Source organism: Modestobacter sp. SYSU DS0290, assembly GCF_054050955.1.
Map to the genome: position 1 here is coordinate 75599 of NZ_JBJHAI010000017.1, position 20490 is coordinate 96088.

19 protein-coding genes are annotated in these 20490 nt (G+C 75.0%); 5 read left to right on the plus strand and 14 right to left on the minus strand.

Annotated elements, in window-relative coordinates:
• Positions 1–81 precede the first annotated feature (81 nt).
• From ACI795_RS14585 to hrcA, 3 genes are read right to left on the minus strand one after another with little or no spacing between them, the layout of a single operon-like run.
• Positions 82–849, minus strand: a complete 768-nt coding sequence (locus ACI795_RS14585) for a 16S rRNA (uracil(1498)-N(3))-methyltransferase (protein ID WP_457076260.1) — start codon at positions 847–849, stop codon at positions 82–84.
• Positions 846–1988 (minus strand): molecular chaperone DnaJ, encoded by a 1143-nt coding sequence (gene dnaJ / locus ACI795_RS14590; protein ID WP_457076261.1) that lies wholly within the window; start codon positions 1986–1988, stop codon positions 846–848. The genes ACI795_RS14585 and dnaJ overlap by 4 nt, the downstream gene beginning before the upstream one ends.
• 16 nt (positions 1989–2004) lie before the next feature.
• Positions 2005–3027 carry a heat-inducible transcriptional repressor HrcA gene (hrcA, locus tag ACI795_RS14595; RefSeq protein ID WP_457076262.1) on the minus strand — a complete coding sequence of 341 codons (1023 nt, stop codon included), beginning with the start codon at positions 3025–3027 and terminating at the stop codon, positions 2005–2007.
• A 214-nt stretch (positions 3028–3241) separates the two neighbouring features.
• On the opposite strand from hrcA, the gene ACI795_RS14600 reads away from it, so the two are divergent.
• The gene (locus ACI795_RS14600) at positions 3242–3775 is read left to right on the plus strand and encodes a MarR family winged helix-turn-helix transcriptional regulator (protein WP_457076263.1); all 534 of its coding nucleotides are present in this window, start codon (positions 3242–3244) and stop codon (positions 3773–3775) included.
• Positions 3772–4500, plus strand: coding sequence for a dienelactone hydrolase family protein (locus ACI795_RS14605; protein WP_457076264.1), 729 nt, complete (start codon positions 3772–3774; stop codon positions 4498–4500). The genes ACI795_RS14600 and ACI795_RS14605 overlap by 4 nt, the downstream gene beginning before the upstream one ends.
• Positions 4501–4577: 77 nt before the next feature.
• Here ACI795_RS14605 and ACI795_RS14610 read toward each other — a convergent pair whose 3' ends face one another.
• On the minus strand, positions 4578–5681 hold the full coding sequence (locus ACI795_RS14610) for a mandelate racemase/muconate lactonizing enzyme family protein (RefSeq protein WP_457076265.1): 1104 nt from the start codon (positions 5679–5681) through the stop codon (positions 4578–4580).
• Between the two features lie 71 nt (positions 5682–5752).
• On the minus strand, positions 5753–6352 hold the full coding sequence (locus tag ACI795_RS14615; RefSeq protein ID WP_457076266.1) for a TetR/AcrR family transcriptional regulator: 600 nt from the start codon (positions 6350–6352) through the stop codon (positions 5753–5755).
• Positions 6353–6803: 451 nt separating this feature from the next.
• Between ACI795_RS14615 and ACI795_RS14620 the strand changes: the two genes are divergently transcribed.
• Positions 6804–7316 (plus strand): type II toxin-antitoxin system VapB family antitoxin, encoded by a 513-nt coding sequence (locus ACI795_RS14620; protein ID WP_457076267.1) that lies wholly within the window; start codon positions 6804–6806, stop codon positions 7314–7316.
• Here ACI795_RS14620 and ACI795_RS14625 read toward each other — a convergent pair.
• The 4 genes from ACI795_RS14625 to ACI795_RS14640 are packed head-to-tail and all read right to left on the minus strand — an operon-like array spanning position 7313 to position 10727.
• Positions 7313–7930, minus strand: coding sequence for a response regulator (locus tag ACI795_RS14625; protein WP_457076268.1), 618 nt, complete (start codon positions 7928–7930; stop codon positions 7313–7315). The two genes, ACI795_RS14620 and ACI795_RS14625, sit on opposite strands and share 4 nt — an antisense overlap.
• Positions 7927–9042: a sensor histidine kinase gene (locus ACI795_RS14630; protein ID WP_457076269.1), complete on the minus strand. Its 1116-nt coding sequence runs from the start codon at positions 9040–9042 to the stop codon at positions 7927–7929. The genes ACI795_RS14625 and ACI795_RS14630 overlap by 4 nt, the downstream gene beginning before the upstream one ends.
• 36 nt (positions 9043–9078) lie before the next feature.
• Positions 9079–9819 (minus strand): ABC transporter permease, encoded by a 741-nt coding sequence (locus tag ACI795_RS14635; RefSeq protein WP_457076271.1) that lies wholly within the window; start codon positions 9817–9819, stop codon positions 9079–9081.
• Positions 9816–10727 (minus strand): ABC transporter ATP-binding protein, encoded by a 912-nt coding sequence (locus ACI795_RS14640; RefSeq protein ID WP_457076272.1) that lies wholly within the window; start codon positions 10725–10727, stop codon positions 9816–9818. Before ACI795_RS14640 ends, ACI795_RS14635 begins: the two co-directional genes overlap by 4 nt.
• Positions 10728–11002: 275 nt before the next feature.
• On the opposite strand from ACI795_RS14640, the gene ACI795_RS14645 reads away from it, so the two are divergent.
• Positions 11003–12274, plus strand: coding sequence for a Cache 3/Cache 2 fusion domain-containing protein (locus tag ACI795_RS14645; RefSeq protein ID WP_457076274.1), 1272 nt, complete (start codon positions 11003–11005; stop codon positions 12272–12274).
• A 3-nt stretch (positions 12275–12277) separates the two neighbouring features.
• Here the strand turns inward: ACI795_RS14645 and hemW are convergent, their stop codons facing one another.
• The gene (gene hemW, locus ACI795_RS14650; protein WP_457076276.1) at positions 12278–13522 is read right to left on the minus strand and encodes a radical SAM family heme chaperone HemW; all 1245 of its coding nucleotides are present in this window, start codon (positions 13520–13522) and stop codon (positions 12278–12280) included.
• A 41-nt stretch (positions 13523–13563) separates the two neighbouring features.
• On the opposite strand from hemW, the gene ACI795_RS14655 reads away from it, so the two are divergent.
• The gene (locus ACI795_RS14655; RefSeq protein WP_457076278.1) at positions 13564–14358 is read left to right on the plus strand and encodes an enoyl-CoA hydratase-related protein; all 795 of its coding nucleotides are present in this window, start codon (positions 13564–13566) and stop codon (positions 14356–14358) included.
• Between the two features lie 219 nt (positions 14359–14577).
• Here ACI795_RS14655 and selB read toward each other — a convergent pair whose 3' ends face one another.
• The 4 genes from selB to arfA all read right to left on the minus strand — a co-directional run bounded on the left by selB (position 14578) and on the right by arfA (position 20363).
• Positions 14578–16323 carry a selenocysteine-specific translation elongation factor gene (selB, locus tag ACI795_RS14660; protein WP_457076280.1) on the minus strand — a complete coding sequence of 582 codons (1746 nt, stop codon included), beginning with the start codon at positions 16321–16323 and terminating at the stop codon, positions 14578–14580.
• Positions 16314–17624 (minus strand): L-seryl-tRNA(Sec) selenium transferase, encoded by a 1311-nt coding sequence (selA, locus tag ACI795_RS14665; RefSeq protein ID WP_457076282.1) that lies wholly within the window; start codon positions 17622–17624, stop codon positions 16314–16316. The genes selB and selA overlap by 10 nt, the downstream gene beginning before the upstream one ends.
• A 63-nt stretch (positions 17625–17687) precedes the next feature.
• Positions 17688–18761 (minus strand): ABC transporter ATP-binding protein, encoded by a 1074-nt coding sequence (locus ACI795_RS14670; RefSeq protein ID WP_457076283.1) that lies wholly within the window; start codon positions 18759–18761, stop codon positions 17688–17690.
• A gap of 90 nt (positions 18762–18851) precedes the next feature.
• Positions 18852–20363 carry an arabinosylfuranosidase ArfA gene (gene arfA, locus ACI795_RS14675; RefSeq protein WP_457076284.1) on the minus strand — a complete coding sequence of 504 codons (1512 nt, stop codon included), beginning with the start codon at positions 20361–20363 and terminating at the stop codon, positions 18852–18854.
• Positions 20364–20490 lie beyond the last annotated feature (127 nt).

Sequence of the window (20490 nt, forward strand, 5' to 3'; positions counted from 1 at the left end):
CACCCCGCCCGACTGCGCAGTTGTGGTCGCCGCCTCCGGCGTGTCCAGCCGTGTCGCCGACCACAACTGCTCAGTCGGCGGTCAGGCCCAGCGGGTGCGGGCGCTCAGCGCGGCCAGGGCGGCGGCGCCGGCGGTGGAGGTGCGCAGCACCTCGGCGCCCAGCCGGACCGAGTGGGCGCCGGCGGCCCGGAAGGCGACGACCTCGCCGTCGGTGAGCCCGCCCTCGGGGCCGACGACGACGGCGACGGTGCCGGTGGCCGGCACCTCGACCCGGGCGAAGGGCTCCCGCGCCTGCTCGTGCAGCACCAGCGTCAGGTCGACGTCGGCGAGCAGGCCGATCACCTGGCGGGTGGTCATCGGCTCGGTGACCTCGGGAACCCGGGGACGGCGGGCCTGCTTGCTTGCGGCCCGAGCGGCGGAACGCCACTTGGCCAGGCCCTTCTCCACCCGGTCCTCGCGCCAGCGGGTGACGCAGCGGGCCGCGGCCCACGGCACGATCCGGTCGACGCCGAGCTCGGTGGCCAGGTCGACGGCGAGCGGCCCGCGGTCGCCCTTCGGCAGCGCCTGGACCAGCACGAACTCCGGTTGCGGGGCGGGCACCTCGTGCCGGGCGAGCACCTGCACCTGCAGGCCGCGCGGCCCGGCGGCAGCCACGGTGCCCTCGACGAGCACGCCGCGGCCGTCGGCGACCTTGACCCGCTCCCCCGGGGTCAGCCGGAGCACGTCGACGGCGTGCCGACCCTCGGCGCCGTCGACGGTGACCTCGGGCGCCTCGGGCAGCTCGTCGACGAGGAACAGCGGGGCGCCGTCGGCCGTGGGCTCCTGGGCGTCGGCCGGGGCCTCGCTCATCGCCCGTTGAACGCGTCGCGGACCCGGGAGAAGAGCCCACCGCCGTGGTTGGCCGCGGCGCCGTCGGCGATCTCCTCGCCGCGCAGCTGGGCGAGCTCGCGCATCAGCTCCTGCTGGCGCTCGTCGAGCCGGCTGGGGGTCTGCACGTCGATGTGCACCAGCAGGTTGCCCCGGCCGGTGCCGCGCAGCCGCGGAGCGCCGTGCGCCCGCAGGGTGAGCACGCTGCCGGACTGGGTGCCGGGCCGGATGTCGAGGTCCTCGTTGCCGTCGAGGGTCTCCAGCTTCAACGTGGTGCCCAGCGCGGCGGCGGTCATCGGCAGGGTGACCCGGCAGTGCAGGTCCTCGCCGTCGCGGGTGAAGACGTCGTGCGGGCGCTCGTGCACCTCGACGTAGAGGTCACCGGCCGGTCCGCCGCCGGGGCCGACCTCACCGTGGCCGGCCAGCCGGATGCGCATGCCGTCCTCGACGCCGGCGGGGATCTTCACCGGGATGGTGCGGCGCGCGCGGACCCGGCCGTCGCCGGCGCACTGCGGGCAGGGGTTGGGGATGACCTGCCCGGTGGCCTGGCAGGTCGGGCAGGGACGGCTGGCGATGACCTGGCCGAGGAAGGAGCGCTGCACGCTCTGCACCTCGCCGCGGCCGTTGCAGGTGGAGCAGGTCTCCGGGTGCGTGCCGGGGGCGGTGCCGGCACCGGTGCACACGTCGCACAGCACGGCGGTGTCGACGGTGATCTCCGTCGTCGTCCCGAAGACCGTCTCGGCCAGGTCGAGCTCGACCCGGATCAGCGCGTCGCTGCCCTCCCGGACGCGGCCGCGAGGGCCGCGCGCTGCCCCGGCGCCGCCGAAGAAGGCGTCCATGATGTCGCCGAGGCCACCGAAGCCCGCGGCGTTGCCGAACGGGTTCCCGCCCCGGCCGCCGTTGGTGTCGTAGGGGTCGCCGCCCAGGTCGATGATGCGGCGCTTCTCCGGGTCGGTCAGCGCCTCGTAGGCGCGGCTGACCTCCCCGAAGCGCTCCTTCGCCCCCGGATCGGGGTTGACGTCGGGGTGGAGGTCCCGCGCCATCCGGCGGTAGGCCTTCTTGATCTCGGAGTCGGTCGCTCCCGGGGCCAGGCCCAGCACGCCGTAGTAGTCGGTCGCCATGCGGTGTCTTCCGTCCTCAGCTCTCGGCCAGCAGGTGGCCGACGTAGCGGGCCACGGCTCGTACCGCGGCCATGTTCCCTGCGTAGTCCATCCGGGTGGGGCCGACGACGCCGAGGCCGCCGAGCGCCTGGTCGCCGGACCCGTAGCCCACGGAGACGAACGACGCGGCGGTCAGCGCCTCGTGCTCGTTCTCCTCGCCGATGCTCACCGTCACCGTGCTGGGCCCCACCTCCGCCATCAACCGCAGCACGACGACCTGTTCTTCCAGCGCCTCCAGCAGCGGGCGGAACGTGCCGGGGAAGTCCAGTGCGCTGCCCTGTGCGAGGTTCGCCGTGCCGCCGATGACCAGCCGGTCCTCCGAGGGCTCGACCAGCGTCTCCAGCAGGGTGGCGCTCACCGCGGCGACCAGCGGCCGCAGCTGCGGCCGGGCGTTCTCGACCAGGTCGCCGACCTTGTCGCTGGCCTCGGCCAGCTTCTTGCCGGTGAAGGCGGCGTTGAGCAGGGTGCGCAGCTCGGCGACGGTCTCGGGCTCGACGTCGTCCGGGCTGTCGACCACGCGCTGCTCGACCCGGCCGGTGTCGGTGATGAGCACCATCAGCAGCCGGCTGGTGGTCAGCGGCACCAGCTCCAGGTGCCGGACGGCGCTTCGCGACAGCGTCGGGTACTGGACGACGGCGACCTGGCGGGTCAGCTGCGCCAGCAGCCGGACGCTGCGGCCCAGCACGTCGTGCAGGTCGACGGCGCCGTCGAGGAACTTCTCGATCGCCCGGCGCTCGGCCGCCGACAGCGGCTTGACGCTCGACAGCCGGTCGACGAAGAGGCGGTAGCCCTTGTCGGTGGGCACCCGGCCGGCGCTGGTGTGCGGCTGGGTGATGTACCCCTCCTCCTCCAGCACCGCCATGTCGTTGCGGATGGTGGCCGGGGAGACCCCGAGGTCGTACCGAGCCGCCAGCGCCTTGCTCCCCACCGGGTCGTTGGTGGAGACGTAGTCCTGGACGATGGCTCGCAGCACCCGCAGGCGCCGGTCGTCGTGCGCCACGGCTGACACCTCCCGTACCGGTTCGACGGGCCCGCGCACGGTCGGCCAGGACGCGTCCTGGCACTCACGCGAGCCGAGTGCCAGCATACGACCGCCCGCCACCACCGTCCCCCGGCTCGCGGAGCGGCGATCGCCACGGCGCCGCCCGCCGACCCGTTCCCTCGGATGCGTTGATTGACAGAGCGACTGTCGATTCGACAGGCTTCCTGTCATGGTGTCGAGGCGAACTGACGGCCAGGACGTCCCGGCCGAGGGAAAGAGCCACGGGACGGCCGACGACGTCGAGGTGCACGTCACCGCCAGCGCTGCGTACCGGGTGCTCATGGAGGTGCGCCCCCTCTACCAGGCCGCCGAGCGCGCCGTGGACCTCGCGCTGCAGGGCACCGGGGTGACCGTGGCGTTGCGCGCCGTGCTGGAGCTCGTGCTCGACCGGGGCCCGATGACCGTCCCCCAGGTCGCTCGGGAGTTCGGGGTGACCCGGCAGAGCGTCCAGGCGCTCGTCGACACCGGCGCGGCCCGCGGCCTCGTCGAGTTGGCCGACAACCCCCAGCACCGGCGCTCCCGGTTGGTCGCGGCGACCGAGCACGGCAGGCGGACCTTCACCGACGTGCACCGCCGCGAGCTCACGGACCTCCACCACGTCACAGCCGACCTCGACGCCGCGGACCTCGCTCGGTGCGCCGACGTGCTGGCAGCCCTCACCGACCGGATCCGCCAGCTCCACCACCTGGACCAGGAGCCCACATGAACCAGCCGCCGGACCTCATCGTCCCCACCCGCCCGGTCGAACCAGCGGATCACGGCGACTTCGACCTCTACCTGCCCGAGCAGAGCGGACGACCGCCCGTCGTCGTGCTGGTGCACGGCCTGTTCGAGCAAGCCCCGCCGGTGAGCCCACGGCGGACGCCGTTCTTCCGCGCCTACGCGGCACAGCTCGTGCAGCGCGGCATGGCCGCGGCGGTGTTCGACCACGAGCTGACCGGCGGGATGCGCTACCCCGAGGCCGCCGCGACGCTCGACAGCGTGCTGTCCGCGGTGCGCGTCAGCAGCGAGGTCGACGGCGACCGGGTGGCCGTCTGGTTCTTCTCCGGTGGCGGTCCGCTCGCCTACCCACTCCTTGCCGCCGGGCACGACTGGCTCCGCTGCGCCGCACTGACCTATCCGCTCCTGCCCACCGAGGACGTCCCCGGCTGGCCGTCGCTGGCCGATGCGCTGCACGGGCTCGGTGACACTCCCCTGGTGCTCACGCTCGTCGAGCACGAGCTCCCTGCGTTCGTCGCCGGACAGCAGGCGCTGCGCGAGGCGCGGCCCGCCGGCCTGACGACCATCGACGTACCGGCGGCGCAGCACGGCTTCGACACCGGCCCCGACACGGAGCACGGCCGGGCAGCTGTCCACCGAGCCCTGGCAGCGGTCGCCGGTCACACCGGAGTGACCCGCGACGATCATGCGGTACCGGATTCGGGCCGTTGATCTCGGGCACGGGTCCTGAGCCGCGACAGTGCGGGGTCGACCTGCCCGAGCTCCTCACCCGGCGGGGCCGAGCCGATCTAGGCGAACGATGCGACGGGATCGCCGAGGGCGCCCTCGTCGGGGACCACACCGAGTCCGGGACCGGTCGGCACTCGGATGCGGCCGCCCTCGACCCGGACCGGGTGCGCCGAGTCGTAGTGGAGGTCCATGAAGGGTTCGGCGATCCAGACGCCCTCGAGCAGACGGGGGTGCACGGTCGCGGCGAGGTGGACGCAGGCCGCCGCGATGATGTCCCCGCCCCAGGAGTCGTCGCAGGTGTGGGGCAGCGAGCGTGCCTCGCAGACGTCGCGGACGGTGGCCATGGCTCCGAGGCCGCCCAGGCGGGTGACCTTGAGGCCGAAGCCGTCGCACACCCCGAGCGAGATGGCCCGCAGCACCTCGCCGAGGTCCTCCGTGCTCTCGTCCAGGTAGACCGGGTGGTCCAGCTGGGCGCGGATCGCGGCGATCTCCTCCATGGTGTTGCAGGGCTGCTCGAACACGAACGGGATGTCGGTGCACTCCCGGTCGATCCGCAGGACGTCGCGCGTGAGCAGGGCCCGGTTGGCGTCGACGACGAGCGGTGTGCGGCCGGTCGCCTCCCACACCTTCCGAATTGCCTCGATGTCCATCTCGACCGGCCGTCCACCGACCTTCATCTGGAGGCGGGGGTAGCCCTCGGCGACCTTCTCTGCCGCGACGCAGGCCGTCTCGTCGGGGTCGTCGAGCGTCAGCGACCAGTACGAGTCGACCTGATCGGTCGTCGCGCCGCCGAGCATGTCGCACACCCTGACGTCGTGGGCCTTGCCGAGCAGGTCGTACACCGCGATGTCGATCGCAGCCTTCGCGTAGTTGTGGCCGTGGAGGAGGCCGTGCAGCGCGCGCTGGACCGCCGAGGGCCCAGTGACGGTCCGGCCGATCAGCCCCGGCGCCATCTGGGTCAGGGCCGCGCGGGCGCCGAGGGCGTGGGCCGGGGCGTGGGTCGGGCCGATGGGGCACGTCTCACCCCATCCGGAGAGCCCGGTGTCCGACACGATCTGCACGACCGTCGAGTCCAGGGCGGTGTGGGCGCCCTCGGACAACCGGTAGGCGGCACCCTTCAACGGCAGGTCGACCTGATAGAGGTGGATCTCGGCGATCCGCATGGTGGTCCTCCTGATCCGCGTGTCGACGTCGGTGTCGTGACTCCTGGTGGTGCTTGACGCTGCTGGCCCCGTCAGGTCACTCGACCGTCGTGGGCGAGGAGGGTGGCTGCGGCTTCGCGGGCGGTCTGCGGGGCAGTCGGGTCAGCGCCGACCGAGTAGAGGACGGTGGCGCCTTCGTGCAGGGTGAGCAGCTGCACCGCCAGGGTCTCGGGATCGTGCTGGCCGGCGTCGACGGCGAGGTCGTGCAGGTAGCCGCGCAGCCAGGTCTTGTGGTCGCGGGTGATGCGGTGTGCCGGGTGCTCGGGATCGGCGAGCTCGCCTGAGGCGTTGACGAAGGCGCACCCGCGCGGCCCGTACCGGGTCATCCACGCGGACATGGCATCGAACGTGCCCAGCAGGCTCGGAGTCTCCGGGTGCTCGAGGGCCCAGTCGCTCATCCACTGGCGGTAGGCCTGGTCGCGGCGGTGCAGGTACAGCGCGATGAGGTTGTCCTTGGACCGGAACCGGTCGTAGATCGTCTTCTTGGTGATCCCGGCGGCTTCGGCGATGGTGTCGACCCCGACCGCGTGGATCCCTCGCTCGTAGAACAGCTGCGAGGCCACGTCGAGCACGCGTTGCGCCGCCGGCGTGAGCCGCAAGGTGAACAGCTCGGTGTAGTCCGGCCTATCCACACAGGTCAGTATATGTCGGTGGTGTGGCCGTGGACGCAGTGCTGCAGGTGCAGTCGCTGCAGGCCGGCAACGTGGTCGTCGAGAGGCAGCCCCGAGGCTGGGCGGGGGGACGACGACCGGCTCGCGTTGCCTGCGTACACGGACGTACTGCTCCTCGATGCCGGGCGGCTCACGCAGAGCCGTTCCCGACACCGCCTGCTGCCGCCCCCGACCTCCGCTCCAGCGGGCGCGACGTCCATTCCTGCCGTCCGGACCACCCGCCTCCCGACGTCACGGAAAGCAACTCTGACCAGGGTCCTCGCGCCACCGTGACCCGTTCCGGAACCCGGAGCGCCGGGAGCCTCGCGGCGCACACGTGGTCACGGGAGGTGGGATCGATGCCAGGGACGTCGTCGGCGGAGCCCCGTCTCGGCCCACTAGGGTGGACGACGGTCGAGAGCACCCCCTGCGGGTGTCCGGGGGAACGGGAGGACCAGCTCTGATCTTCAAGGCGGTGCGGGACGGACGGCCGTATCCCGACCACAACTTCTCCACCCGCGACTGGGCGATGATCCCGCCCCGGCAGATCCGGCTCGACACGCTGGTCACCACCAAGCGCGAGCTGGCCCTGGACGCCCTCCTCGCCGACGACTCCACCTTCTACGGCGACCTCTTCCCGCACGCCGTCCAGTGGCAGGGCGAGATGTACCTGGAGGACGGCCTGCACCGCGCGCTGCGCGCGGCCCTGCAGCAGCGCAACGTCATCCACGTACGGGTGCTCGACCTCGACGCGCTGATGGGCGAGTCGCGGTCCCGGCACGCCGCGCCGGACACCGCCGAGCTGCCCGCCCAGCCCGCCGGCCGCCCCTCCGGCACCCGCTCATCCGACACCCGCTCATCCGACACCGCCGACCCCTGGGGCAGCGGCGCGTGGAGCGCCCACCGGGGCGAGACGGGCGCGCTCGACCTCGACCAGCCCCGCTAGAGCCAGCCCTTCTCCTCCGCCACCCGGGCGGCCTCCACCCGGGTGCGCGCGCCGGTCTTGCCGATCGCCGAGGACAGGTAGTTGCGCACCGTGCCCTCGCTCAGGAACAGGCGGCCGGCGATGTCGGCGACGGTCGCCCCGTCGGCCGCGGCCCGGAGCACGTCGGCCTCCCGGGTCGACAGCGGCGTGGCGCCCATGGCCAGCGCCGCCGCGGCGAGGTCCCGGTCGATCACCCGCTCCCCCGCCACGACCGCGCGGATCGACCGCGCCAGCTCGGCCACCGGGGAGTCCTTGACCAGGAACCCGGCCGCACCCACCTCCATCGCCCGGCGCAGGAAACCCGGCCGGCCGAACGTGGTCAGCACGACCGCCCGCACCTCCGGCAGCGCACCGGCCAGCTCGCGCGCGGCCTCGATGCCGTCCTGGCCGGGCATCTCGATGTCCAGCAGCGCGACGTCGGGACGGTGGCGCCGGGCCGCCTCGACGACCAGGTCACCACGGCCGACCTCGGCGACGACCTCGATGTCCTCCTCCAGGTCCAGCAGCGCCCGCAGCGCCCCGCGCACCAGCGTCTGGTCCTCGGCCAGCAGCACCCGGATCACGGGGCTGCTCACCGGGCCGCCGTCACGGCCGGCCGGAGCGGCACGCACACCGCGAGCCGCCAGCCGCCGCCGTCCACCGGCCCCGCGGTGAGCTCGCCGCCCAGCGCGGCGACCCGCTCCCGCAGCCCCGCCAGCCCCGAACCCGACGATCCGCCGACCACCTGGATCCGCTCCCCCGTGCCGTCCCCGTCGTCCTCGATCACCAGCGCCGCCGCGACCCCGTCCTCGGTGAGCGTGACCGCCACCCGGCGGGCCCCGCTGTGCCGCAGGACATTGGTGGCCGCCTCCCGCACCACCCAGCCCAGCGCGGCATCGACCGTGCCCGGCAGCGCCGGCACCCGGTCGGGCAGCCGGACGGCGATCCCCGCCCCGGTGAGCGCGGCCCGCGCCTCGGCCAGCGCCTGGGCGGCGTTGACCGCGCGGTAGCCGCTGACCGCCTCCCGCACCTCGGCCAGCGCGCGGCGGGCCGCCTCCTCGACGTCGGCCATCTCCGCCGCCGCCCGGGCCGGGTCCCGCTCGGCGAGCCGGCGGGCCAGCTCGCTCTTCAGCGCGATCAGCGACAGCGAGTGCCCGAGCAGGTCGTGCAGGTCGCGGGCGAAGCGCAGCCGCTCCTCGGCGACGGCGTTGCGGGCCAGCTCCTCCCGCGCCTCGGTGAGCTCCCGGTTGACCTGGATCAGGTACCGCATCCCGCGCATCGCGAAGGCGGTGAGCAGGCACAGCGCGGGGAGGACGGCGAGGCTGAGGTCGTCGTTGACCGCGAGCACGGCGGCGCACACCACTGCCGCACCGCCGGCGACCGGCCACGTCCAGCGCTGCGGCAACGTCATCGACGCCGCTGCCGACACGTAGATCATCAGCCCGGCCCAGGCGCTGCCGAAGGAGACCGCCAGCGCGACGCCGAGCACCCCGAGCACCGCGAGGTCCCACCGGGCGCCCGCGGCGCCCGGCACCGCGGTCACGCAGTACAGGTAGGTGCCGGTGAAGACCACCAGCCCGACCACCGCCAGCGCCACCGTCCCCGCCGGCCGCGGGGTCTGGACCAGGTCGGCGATCGGGAACAGCTGGAAGAACAGCCACGGCAGCGCCCACAGGGCGCCGCGCCAGTTGCGGCAGCCGGTCTCCACGGCGGCGACGCTATCCCCCGGCGGCCGCACGGCGGGTCAGCCGGCGACCGCGTGCAGCGGACGGCGGCGGGCCACGACCAGCGCGGCCGCAGCGAACAGCACGCCGAAGCCGGCCAGGACCACCACCGGCGTGCCGGAGAACGCCCCGGCCGCCACGTCACGGCCCAGCTCGGCGAACCAGTACGACGGCAGCATGCGGGCCAGCGCGGCCATCCCGTCCGGGAGCATCTCCACCGGGAACCACAGGCCGCCCAGCGCAGCCAGCACCGTGCCGAGGATGCCGATGGCGGCACCGGCGGCCTGGGCGTCCAGCGCCAGCCCCACCGCGACGCCGAGGGCCACGAAGACCACCGACCCCGCCCACATCGCTCCGACCAGCGCCACCCAGGTGCCCACACCGAACTGGACGCCGTTGACGAACCGCCCGGCGAAGGCGACGACGAGCAGGCTGGGCAGCACCAGCAGCGCACCGACCAGGACGTCGACGGCGAACACCGACCCGGTCGGCACCGGCATCACCCGAAGCTGCCGCATCCAGCCCGAGGAGCGGTCGAAGGCCATCCGGATCGTCGCGCCGAGCGCCGCGCTGATCGCGCCGTAGGCCATCATCGAGACCAGGACGGAACCGGCGAGGTCCTGGTACTCCCCGGCCGGGACCTGTCCGCCGATGACCTTCGTGAAGAAGATCGTGAACAGTGCCGGCAGCAGCACCGTGAAGAACAGGTACTGCTCGTTCCGCCCGACCCGGCGGAGCTGGAAGAGCAGCAGGTCGGTCATCGGAGAGCTCCCTGTGCGGCGTCCGGCCGGGTGATCAGGTGCAGGAACGCCTGCTCGAGGCTGGCGCCGCGCACCTCGAGCTCGGGGAGCGTGGCGCGGCTGGCGAGCAACGCGCGCAGCGTCGCCTCGGCGTCGGACGTGGCGAGCTCGACCAGGTCGCCGTCCCCGCCGACCCCGGTGACCCCGGGCAGCCCGGACAACCCGTCCCGCGGCCCGGGGCAGCGGAACCGGACGCTGCGCCCGGCGATGCGCGACTTGATCGCCGCCGCCGTCCCGTCGGCGACGACCCGCCCGTCGGCGATCACCACGACCCGGTCGGCGACCGCGTCGGCCTCGTCGAGGTGGTGGGTGGCGAAGACGACGGTGTGCCCGCGCGCGGCCAGGTCGCGCATCGTCGTCCAGAACGCCTGCCGGCCCTCGACGTCCATGGCCGAGGTCGGCTCGTCCAACAGCAGCAGCGGCGGGGCCCCGGCCAGGGCGAGGGCGAGGAGCACGCGCTGGCGCTGCCCACCGGAGAGCGCGTCGACCGCGCGGTCGAGCAGGCCGCCGATCCCGGCGGTGGCGACCAGGTCCGGCAGGGGCCACGGGTCGGCGTACCACCGGCGGACCAGGGCCAGCACCTCCCCGACCCGGGACTCGCTGGGCAGGCCGCCGTGCTGCAGCATCGCGCCCACTCCCCCGGTCCGGACCGCGGCTCCCGGTTCCCGGCCGAGCAGCCGGACCGTCCCCGCGGCCGGCCGGAACAGGCCGAGGGCGGCGTTGACGATGGAGGACTTGCCGGCTCCGTTCGGGCCGAGCAGGGCGACGGTCTCGCCGGCGCCGATGCGCAGGTCCAGGCCGTCGACGGCGACGGCGCCGCCGTAGCGGACGGTCAGCCCCTCGATCTCGAGGGCGGGGGTGTCGGGCACGGGACGAGCCTGGCGGCCGGGGGTGCGGCCGCGGCAGTGCGAGACGTCGTCGACCCGGTCTGACATCCGTCAGATGGGAACGATCCCGCACGCCGCTGATCATTGGCGGTCGGCGCGTCATCACATTGGGGCACGAGATCGACGCGGTCAGCTCCTAGCATCTGCCTCGCGGTCCGCCGGCTGGTCACAGGAGCCCCGCCGGCGCGACTGTTGTCCATGTCGGAGGACCGGGCGCCGCCAGCAGGTGCGCACCCGGTGCCCGCGACGTCCGGCCGGTGGCGCTCGGGCGCGCCGGAGGGAGCCTGTTCGTGCGCTGGTCCGCTGCTGGGAGCACCACCCCGCCGACGCCGCCGGCCGAACCACCGCCGGCACCGCCCGCCCGCTCGCGCCGCCGGGCCGAGCACGACGGCACGCTGGAGACCGCGGCCAAGCAGGCCGGGGTGCTCTCCTCCGCCAGCCGCGAGGTCTCCGACACCTCGCGCGAGGCCGCGGAGTCCCTCACCGAGCTGCGGGCGGCCATCTCCGACATCTCCGCGAGCACCTCGCGCGCATCAGCGGTGGCCGAGGAGGCCGTCCGCGACGCCCAGGCCGTGGACGAGCGGATCGCCGCCCTGCAGACGGCGAGCGAGTCGATCACCGAGATGGTCCGGTTGATCTCCGCGATCAGCCAGCAGAGCCGTTTCCTGGCGCTCAACGCCTTCGTCGAGGCGGCCCGCGCCGGCGAGGTGGGCCGCGGCTTCGCCGTCGTCGCCGACGAGGTCAAGCAGCTGGCCAGCCGCACCGCCCAGGCCGCCGAGGACATCGGCTCGCAGATCGAGGCGGTGCAGTCCGAGACCCGCCAGGCGGTCAGCGCGATCCAGCGGATCACCGGCACGCTGGGCTCGATCGCCGAGGCGCAGGACGCCATCAGCGCCGCGGTCGACCAGCAGCGCACCGCCACCGACCGGGTCGTGGACAACGTGGACCGGGCGGCGAGCGGCTCGGCGCGGATCACCGACGCGGTGGCGCAGCTGGCCGACAGCCAGCGGCTGGCCTACGTCCGCCGGGCGCTGTCCACCGCCCAGGACCTGCTCGACGACGCCGGCGGGATGGAGCTGGGCGAGCGCTCGGTCGACCTGACCGTCCGCGACCAGGCCACCAATGCCGCGCACAGCGCCACGCTCCCGGAGCTGCTGCTCGGCGGCGTCCCGGTGGACCGGGACGACGACCCGCGCCGGCCCGCACCGCTGGTCGACGCGGTCGTGGCCGAGGTCGGCGGCAGCTGCACGCTGTTCCAGCGGCTCGACGCCGCCGGCAGCATGGTCCGGGCCACGACGTCGGTGGTGACCCCGGCGGGACGGCGCAACGTCGGCACCTACATCGCCCGCACCAACCCCGACGGCAGCCCCAACCCGGTGCTCGCCGCGGTGCTGGCCGGGCAGACCTACACGGGCCCGGCCACCGTCGCCGGCAAGCAGTACTTCACCGCCTACACCGGTGTCCACTCCGCGACCGGGGAGCTCATCGGCATGCTCTACGTCGGCCTGCCGCTGGACGAGATCGGCTGACCCTCAGTCCGTCAGGTCGCGGACCACGGCGTCGGCGAGCAGCCGGCCGCGGTCGGTGAGCACGGCGAGCCCCGCGGTGTGCGCCACCGGCTCCAGCAGCCCGCGGACGCATGCCTCCGCGGCCCGGGCCCGGCCGGCGTCGCTGAGCGCCGTCAGCGGCAGCCCGTCGCGGAGCCGGAGCCCCAGCATGACCCGCTCGAGCGCCTGGTCGGCGGCGGTGAGCTGCTCGACGTCGGCCGCGGGGTGCACGCCGGTCGCGAGGCGGTCGGCGTAGGCGGCCGGGTGCTTGACGTTCCACCACCGCAGCCCGCCGACGTGGGAGTGCGCGCCCGGCCCGATCCCCCACCAGTTCGCGTTGGCCCAGTACAGCTCGTTGTGCCGGCAGCGGGCAGCGCGGTCGCGCGCCCAGTTCGACACCTCGTACCAGCCCAGCCCGGCCTGCCCGAACGCCCGGTCGGCCTGCTCGTAGCGGTCGGCCAGCACGTCGTCGTCGGGCATCGGCAGCTCGCCGCGGTCGACCCGGCGGGCCAGCCGGGTGCCGTGCTCGACGATCAGCGCGTAGGCGCTCACGTGGTCCACTGGCGCGGCCAGGACGGCGTCCAGCGAGGCCTGCCAGTCGGCGTCGGACTCGCCGGGAGCGCCGTAGATGAGGTCGAGGTTGACGTGCTCGAAGCCGGCGGCGCGCGCCTCGTGCGCGGCCTGCACCGCGCGGCCGGGGGTGTGCCGGCGGTCCAGGACGGCGAGCACGTGCTCGGTCGCGGACTGCATGCCCAGGCTGATCCGGGTGAACCCGCCCGCCCGCAGCGTGGCCAGCGACGCCGGGGTGACCGACTCCGGGTTGGCCTCGGTGGTCACCTCCACGTCCGGCGCGACGGGGAACAGCTCCCGGACGGCGTCCATCACCGCGACCAGGTCACCGGCCGGCAGCAGGGTGGGGGTGCCACCGCCGACGAAGACGGTCTGCACCGCGGGCCGGTCCGGCCCCAGCACCTCGGCGGCCAGCCGCAGCTCGGCGATCGCGGTGGCCGCGTACTCGCTGCGGTTCGCGCCCGGGCCGAGCTCGTCGGAGGTGTAGGTGTTGAAGTCGCAGTAGCCGCAGCGGGTGGCGCAGAACGGCACGTGCACGTACAGGCCGAACGGCGTGGTGGCCAGGCCGGCGCGGGCGCTGCCGGGCAGCATCGTCGGGTCGGCCGGGAGCACCGGGTCGCTGGCGCGGGCACCGGTGAGCAGGGGCAGGCTGGCACTCATGTGCCCTCCAGTGTGACCGCAGGGCGCCCGGTCCCGGCAGGATGCCGGGGGTGACCTCCGCGACCAGCGACGACCGCGTGCTCACCGTCGACGTCACCGCCGGGGTGGCCCGGCTGACCCTGGACTCCCCCGCCGACCGCAACGCGCTCTCCCGCGCGATGCGCACCCAGCTGCGCACCGCGCTGGACGCCGCCCTGGCCGACGACGCCGTCCGGGTGGTGGTGCTCGACCACGCCGGGCGGGTCTTCTGCTCGGGGATGGACCTGCGCGAGGCCACCGGTGGGGCCAGCGGCGACCAGGGGGTGCGCGAGTTCCCCGAGCTGCTGACCCGGCTGTGGCACGCGCCGAAGCCGGTCGTCGCCGTGGTCCGGGGGCCGGCCCGGGCCGGCGGGGTGGGGCTGGCGGCGGCCTGCGACGTCGTCGTCGCCGGGGCCTCGGCGACCTTCGCCTTCAGCGAGGTGCGGCTGGGGCTGGTGCCGGGCGTCATCTCGGCGGTGTGCCGGCCCCGGATGCTGCCGCACGCCGCGCACCGGCTGATGCTCACCGGCGAGGTGTTCGACGCCTCCGCGGCTGCGGCCGCCGGGCTGGTCGACCTCGCGGTGGCCGACGACGCGGTCGACGCGACCGTCGCCGCCCAGGTGGCGGCGCTGGCGGCAGGCGCGCCGACGGCGCTGGCGGAGACCAAGCGGCTGCTGCGCGGCGGCTCCGACCCGGCCGGGGCCTTCCCCGCGCTCGCGGAGACCTCGGCCCGCGCCTTCGCGTCGGACGAGGGCCAGGAGGGCATCGCGGCCTTCCGGGAGAAGCGCCCGGCCCGCTGGGTGCCCGCCGCCGGCTGACCCTCCGTGGGGAGTCGTGCTCTGCCCACTGGCGGTGGGCAGACCACGACTGTGCGCGGAACACCTCCGGGGGGGGCAGAGCGCGTCGGTCGCGATCAGCTGGCCCAGCAGGAGCGTGAGGTACCGCTTCTGGCCGTGCTGCCCTGGACGTCGACCGCGATGAGCGCTCGTCGGTGACGACGACGAAGCCGCGGACGCCCTCGCACCGGCCGGAGCCGGTCAGCGCAGCCGGCGGGTGTTGTCCGGCTGCCGCACGGTCACCCCGCGCGCGTCCAGCCACTCGGCCAGGGGAACGGCGACCCGGCGCGTGGTCTCCCACGCCTTGCGCGCGTCGCTGAGGGTGAACGGCTGCGGCAGCGCGGCCAGCCGGCGCCGCGCCTCCTCGGCGACGCCCGGCGCCAGGTAGATCCCCTCGGCGATCCGGACCAGCTGCTCGTCGCGCACCGCGGCCGCCAGCTCCCGCGGGCCGAGCCCGGCAGCCGCCAGCTCCGGCGCCTCGGGCGCGGCGAAGGGGGCGCCGGCCAACCGGGCACGCACCTCGTCGACCGCCCGCTGCACCTGGGCGGGCAGCCCCGCGGAGCCGGCGACGACCCGGCCGTCGCGCAGCGACAGCGGGGGCCGCACGACGGCCGGCACCAGCTCGGCGTCGGGCAGCTCCAACGCCGACCGCAGCACCGCGGTCGGCGGCCCGGTCTCCAGCGGGCGCAGCTGCCGGTACCGGGCCACCACCTGCGGCACCCGGGCGGCCAGTTCGTCGGCCAGCCCCGGAGCGATCAGCCACGGGCCGACCTCGGTCGCCCCCGCGGGCACCGGCCAGCCCATCGCGACGAAGTCCGCCCGCCGCACGAACCGACGCCGCATCAGGTCCGCGAGCGCACCGGCCTCCCCGGTCGGCTGCCCGGCCAGCTCGGCGCCCCGGGTGCGGGCCGCCCCGCGGCGGCGCAGCTCGGGCGGGTCGACGTCCCGCACGTCCGCGCCGAGCACCCGGCGGGCGCCGGGGTCGCGCAGCAGCAGCCGGTCACCGATCCGCAGCGGCAGCTCGGCGCTCAGCCGCAGCCGCACCGCCGCCCCGTCCAGCGGGCGCACCCGCGCGGCCACGGTGGCCGAGCCGATGTGCACGACCAGCTCGGCGGGCAGCCGGTCCTCGGGAGGGGTGGCGAGGGTGACGTCGAGCTCGGTGGTCCGGCGGAAGGCGCCGGGGGTGAGCAGCGCGTCGCCGCGGGCGATCTCCTCGACCGCGACCCCGCGCAGGTTCAGTGCGACGCGGGCGGTCGCCGAGGCGGCTTCGACCGGCGCCCCGAGCGACTGCAGCCCGCGCACGGTGACCTCCCGGTCGCCGAGGGCGAAGCGGTCACCGGTGCGCACCGTGCCGGCGGCGAGCGTGCCGGTGACCACCGTCCCGGCGCCGCGGATGGTGAAGGCCCGGTCGACCCACAGCCGCACCGCCGCGGCCGGGTCGGGTGCCGGCAGGTCGGCCAGCACGCTCTCCAGGGCGGCCGTCAGCTCCGGCACCCCCTGGCCGGTGCGGGCGCTGACCGCCACCGCCGGGACCCGCCCCAGCGAGGTCCCGGCCAGCCGCTCGGTGGCGTCGGCGAGCACCGGGCCCGCATCGGCGAGGTCGGCCTTGGTGACGGCGAGCAGCCCGTGCCGCACCCCGAGGGCGTCGAGCACCGCGACGTGCTCGGCGGTCTGCGCCGACCAGCCGTCGTCGGCGGCCACCACCACGAGCGCCGCCGGCACCGAACCGACGCCGGCGAGCATGTTGCCGACGAACCGCTCGTGACCGGGCACGTCGACCACGGCCAGCCGGCGGCCGCCGGGCAGCGTCGTCCAGGCGAAGCCGAGGTCGATGGTGAGGCCGCGGCGGCGCTCCTCCTCCCAGCGGTCCGGCTCCATCCCGGTCAGCGCCCGGACCAAGGTCGACTTGCCGTGGTCGACGTGACCGGCGGTCGCGATCACGTCCACGCAGCCGCCACCTCCAGCACCATCGCGGTCAGCCGCTCGTCGTCCTCGGGAGCGAGGCTGCGCAGGTCCAGGTGGGTGCGGTCGCCGGCGGCGTAGCCGACCACCGGGGTGCTCGCGGCGCGCAGCGGCTCGGCGAAGGCCAGCGGCACGGCCACCGCGGCGCTGGGCAGCTCGAACTCCGGGGCTCCTCCGCCGCCGACCCGGGCGGTCGCCTCCACGGCATCCGCCTGGACGCCTCGCGCCCGCAGCGCCGCGGCGACCGCGGCGGCGCGGGCACGCACCCCGGCCGGATCGGCGTCCAGCATGCGGCGCACCGGGGGAACCGGCCCCCGCAGCGTCGCCTCGAGCGCGGCCAGCGTGGTCTTGTCCACCCGCAGCGCGCGGTAGAGCGGGTGCCGGCGCAGCCGCTGCACCAGCTCCGCCCGGCCGAGCACGATCCCCGCCTGCGGCCCACCGAGCAGCTTGTCCCCGCTGCACAGCGCCAGGTCGGCGCCGGCGGCGAGCGTGGTCTGCAGATCGGGCTCGTCGGGCAGCAGCGGGTGCGGGGCGAGCAGCCCGCTGCCGACGTCGGCGACCAGCGGCACGCCGGTGCCGGCCAGCGCCGGGGCGAGCTCGGCGACGTCAGCGGCCCGGGTGAACCCGCGGACGACGAAGTTGGAAGGGTGCACCTTGAGCACCGCGCCGGTGTCCGGCCCCAGCGCGCCGGTGTAGTCGGCGACGGAGACCCGGTTCGTCGTCCCGACCTCGCGCAGCCGGGCCCCGGTGGCGGCCAGCAGCTCCGGGATCCGGAAGCCGTCGCCGATCTCCACCAGCTCGCCGCGGGCGATGACCAGCTCGCCGCCGAGCGCGGTGGCGACCAGCGCGAGCGCGGCGGCGCAGTTGTTGACCACCAGCGCGGCCTCGGCGGCCGGGACGGCGGCCAGCAGCGCACCGAGGGCGCCCTCCCCGCGGGGCCCGCGACGGCCGGTGGCGAGGTCGAGCTCGACGTCGGTGGTGCCGCTGGCGGCCACCACGGCGCGCACGGCGGCCGGGGACAGCGGGGCGCGGCCGAGGTTGGTGTGCACCAGCACGCCGGTGGCGTTGAGCACCGGCTGCAGGCTGCTGGCGGTGCCGGGCAGTCGGCCGAGCACCGCGGCGACGACGTCGTCCGGCGGCAGCGCTCCCTCCCGCACCTGCTGCTGCGCGGCCTGCACCGCGGTCTTGACCAGCTCCCGCCCCAGCCGGGCGACGGCGGCGGCGACCGGCGGTTCGGCGAGGACGGCGTCGGTGCGCGGCACTGCGCGGCGGGGGTCGGTCGTCATGGCCGCCCCAGCCTAGGGCGGCACCGCGGGGCCGGTCCGGAGCCGGCCCCGCGGGCACCGGGCTCAGCCCGCCAACCGGGCCCCGTCGGCACCGAACAGGTGCACCCGGTCCGGCCGGGGCGCGACGTGCACGACCGTGTCCCGCTGCGGCGGACGCCGCCCGTCGACCCGGACGGTGATCGAGCGCTCCTCGCCGCCCTGCTCGGTGCGGCCGTAGACGTAGGCGTCGGCGCCGAGCTCCTCGACCACGTCGACCTGCACCCGGGCGCCCTGGTCGGCGAGCGTGAGGTCCTCGGGCCGGACGCCCAGCACCACCGTGGTCCCGCTGACCCGCGCCAGGACGTCCCGCTCGACCGGCAGGACCAGGTCCCCGAAGCGGACTCCCCCGTCGGCCAGCGGCAGCTCGAACAGGTTCATCGCCGGGGAGCCGATGAAGCCGGCGACGAACACGTTGGCCGGCCGGTCGTACAGCACCCCGGGGGCGTCGCACTGCTGCAGGACGCCGTCCTTGAGCACCGCGACCCGGTCGCCCATGGTCATCGCCTCGACCTGGTCGTGGGTCACGTACACGGTGGTGACCCCGAGCCGGCGCTGCAGCGAGGCGATCTGGGTACGGGTCTGCACCCGCAGCTTCGCGTCGAGGTTGGACAGTGGCTCGTCCATCAGGAACACCTGCGGGGAGCGGACGATCGCCCGGCCCATCGCCACCCGCTGCCGCTGGCCACCGGACAGCGCCCGGGGCTTGCGGTCCAGGTAGTCCTCCAGGTCCAGCAGCTGGGCGGCCTCCCGGACCCGCTTCGCGCGCTCGTCCTTGTCCACCCCGGCGATCTTGAGCGCGAAGCCCATGTTGTCCCCGACGGTCATGTGCGGGTAGAGCGCGTAGTTCTGGAAGACCATCGCGATGTCGCGGTCCTTGGGCGGCACGTCGGTGACGTCGCGGCCACCGATGCGGATCGCGCCGTCGGTGACGTCCTCCAGGCCGGCGAGCATCCGCAGCGAGGTCGACTTGCCGCACCCGGAGGGCCCGACGAGGACCAGGAACTCCCCGTCGGCGACCTCCAGGTCCAGCGCGTCGACCGCCCGGCGGTCGGCTCCGGCGTAGGCACACGTTGCTCGGTCGAAGGTGACGGTCGCCATCGAGCGTCCTCCTGGTCGTGGTGGATCCGGTGGGTGGGTGGTGGGTCCCCGGTCCGGCTCGGGAGGAGCCGGCCCGGGTGCGTGCGCGGCTCAGCCGAGGGAGATGGCCGTCCAGGAGACCGGGGGCAGCTCGACGGTGAGGACGCCGTCCTCCAGCAGGACGCTCTTGTTCTCGACCGGGGTCACCCGGGTCGGCTCGGCCAGGGTGTTGGCCGCGTACGGGTCCCCGTCGTGCAGCGTGTGGGACTCCAGCACCCGGGCGTCGCCGAGGGCGCCGGCGTCGACGGACACCGTCACCGGTCCGTCGATGGCCCGGTTCACCAGGAACAGCGCGGTCCGGCCGGTCTCCGCGTCGTGGGTGGCGACGGCGTCTACGAGCGGTACCTCCCCGTGCTGGCTGGTGGTGTACGTGTCGGCGGCCAGCTCCACCCGCAGGGCCTCGCCCCGCGCGAGCCGGGAGGTGAGCGCGAACGGGAAGAACGTCGTCTGCCGCCAGGCCGGGCCGCCGGGCTCGGTCATGATCGGTGCGATCACGTTGACCAGCTGCGCGAGGCTCGCCGAGGTCACCCGGTCGGCGTGCTTGAGCAGCGAGATCAGCAGGCTGCCGACCACCACCGCGTCGGCGACGGAGTAGACGTCCTCGAGCAGGCGCGGGGCGTAGGGCCACTGCTCGATGTCGGTGATCTGGTCCTCGGTGTGGAAGCGCTCCTGGTACCAGACGTTCCACTCGTCGAAGGAGATGTCGATCGTCTTCTCGCTGCGCAGCACCGCCTTGACGTGGTCGGCGGTGGCGACGACGGACTCGATGAAGTGGTCCATGTCGACCGCCGAGGCCAGGAAGCCGGCCAGGTCGCCGTCCTTCTCGGCGTAGTAGGCGTGGCAGGAGATGTAGTCGACGTCCTCGTAGGTGTGCTCGAGGACGGTGCGCTCCCACGCGCCGAACGTGGGCATCGCGGAGTTGGAGCTGCCGCACACGACCAGCTGGACCCGGGGGTCGAGCTGGCGCATCGCCTTCGCGGTCTGGCTGGCGAGCTTGCCGTAGTCCTCGGCGCTGCGGTGCCCCAGCTGCCAGGGACCGTCCATCTCGTTGCCCAGGCACCACATCCGCACGTCGAACGGCTCCGCGGTGCCGTCGGCGATGCGCTGGTCGGACAGCGCCGAACCGGACCGGACGTTGCTGTACTCCAGCAGGTCCAGCGCCTCCTGGACGCCGCGGGTGCCCAGGTTGACCGCCAGCATCAGCTCGCTGCCGGCCTTGTCGTTCCAGCGGGCGAACTCGTGGAGCCCGACCTCGTTGGTCTCGACCGAGTGCCAGGCCAGGTCCAGCCGGCGGGGCCGGGACTCCCGCGGGCCGACGCCGTCCTCCCACCGGTAGCCGGAGACGAAGTTGCCGCCGGGGTAGCGGATCGTGGACACCCCCAGCTCGCGGACCAGCTCGAGGACGTCGGTCCGGAAGCCGTCGGCGTCGGCGGCCGGGTGGGCCGGCTCGTAGATGCCGTCGTAGACGCAGCGGCCGAGGTGCTCGACGAAGGAGCCGAAGACGCGGCGGTGGACGGGGCCCACGGCGAAGCGCGGGTCGAGGGTCAGGCGTGCGGAGGGCATGGGGGAACTCCTCGGGGGTGCGGCCGGGGCCGCAGTCACGTGGGTGGGGTCGCGTGTGGTGGTGGGAGCGGCGTCGGCCGGGTCGACCGGCCCGCCGGGCGTCGCCCGCCGGGGTGGCGGGCGACGC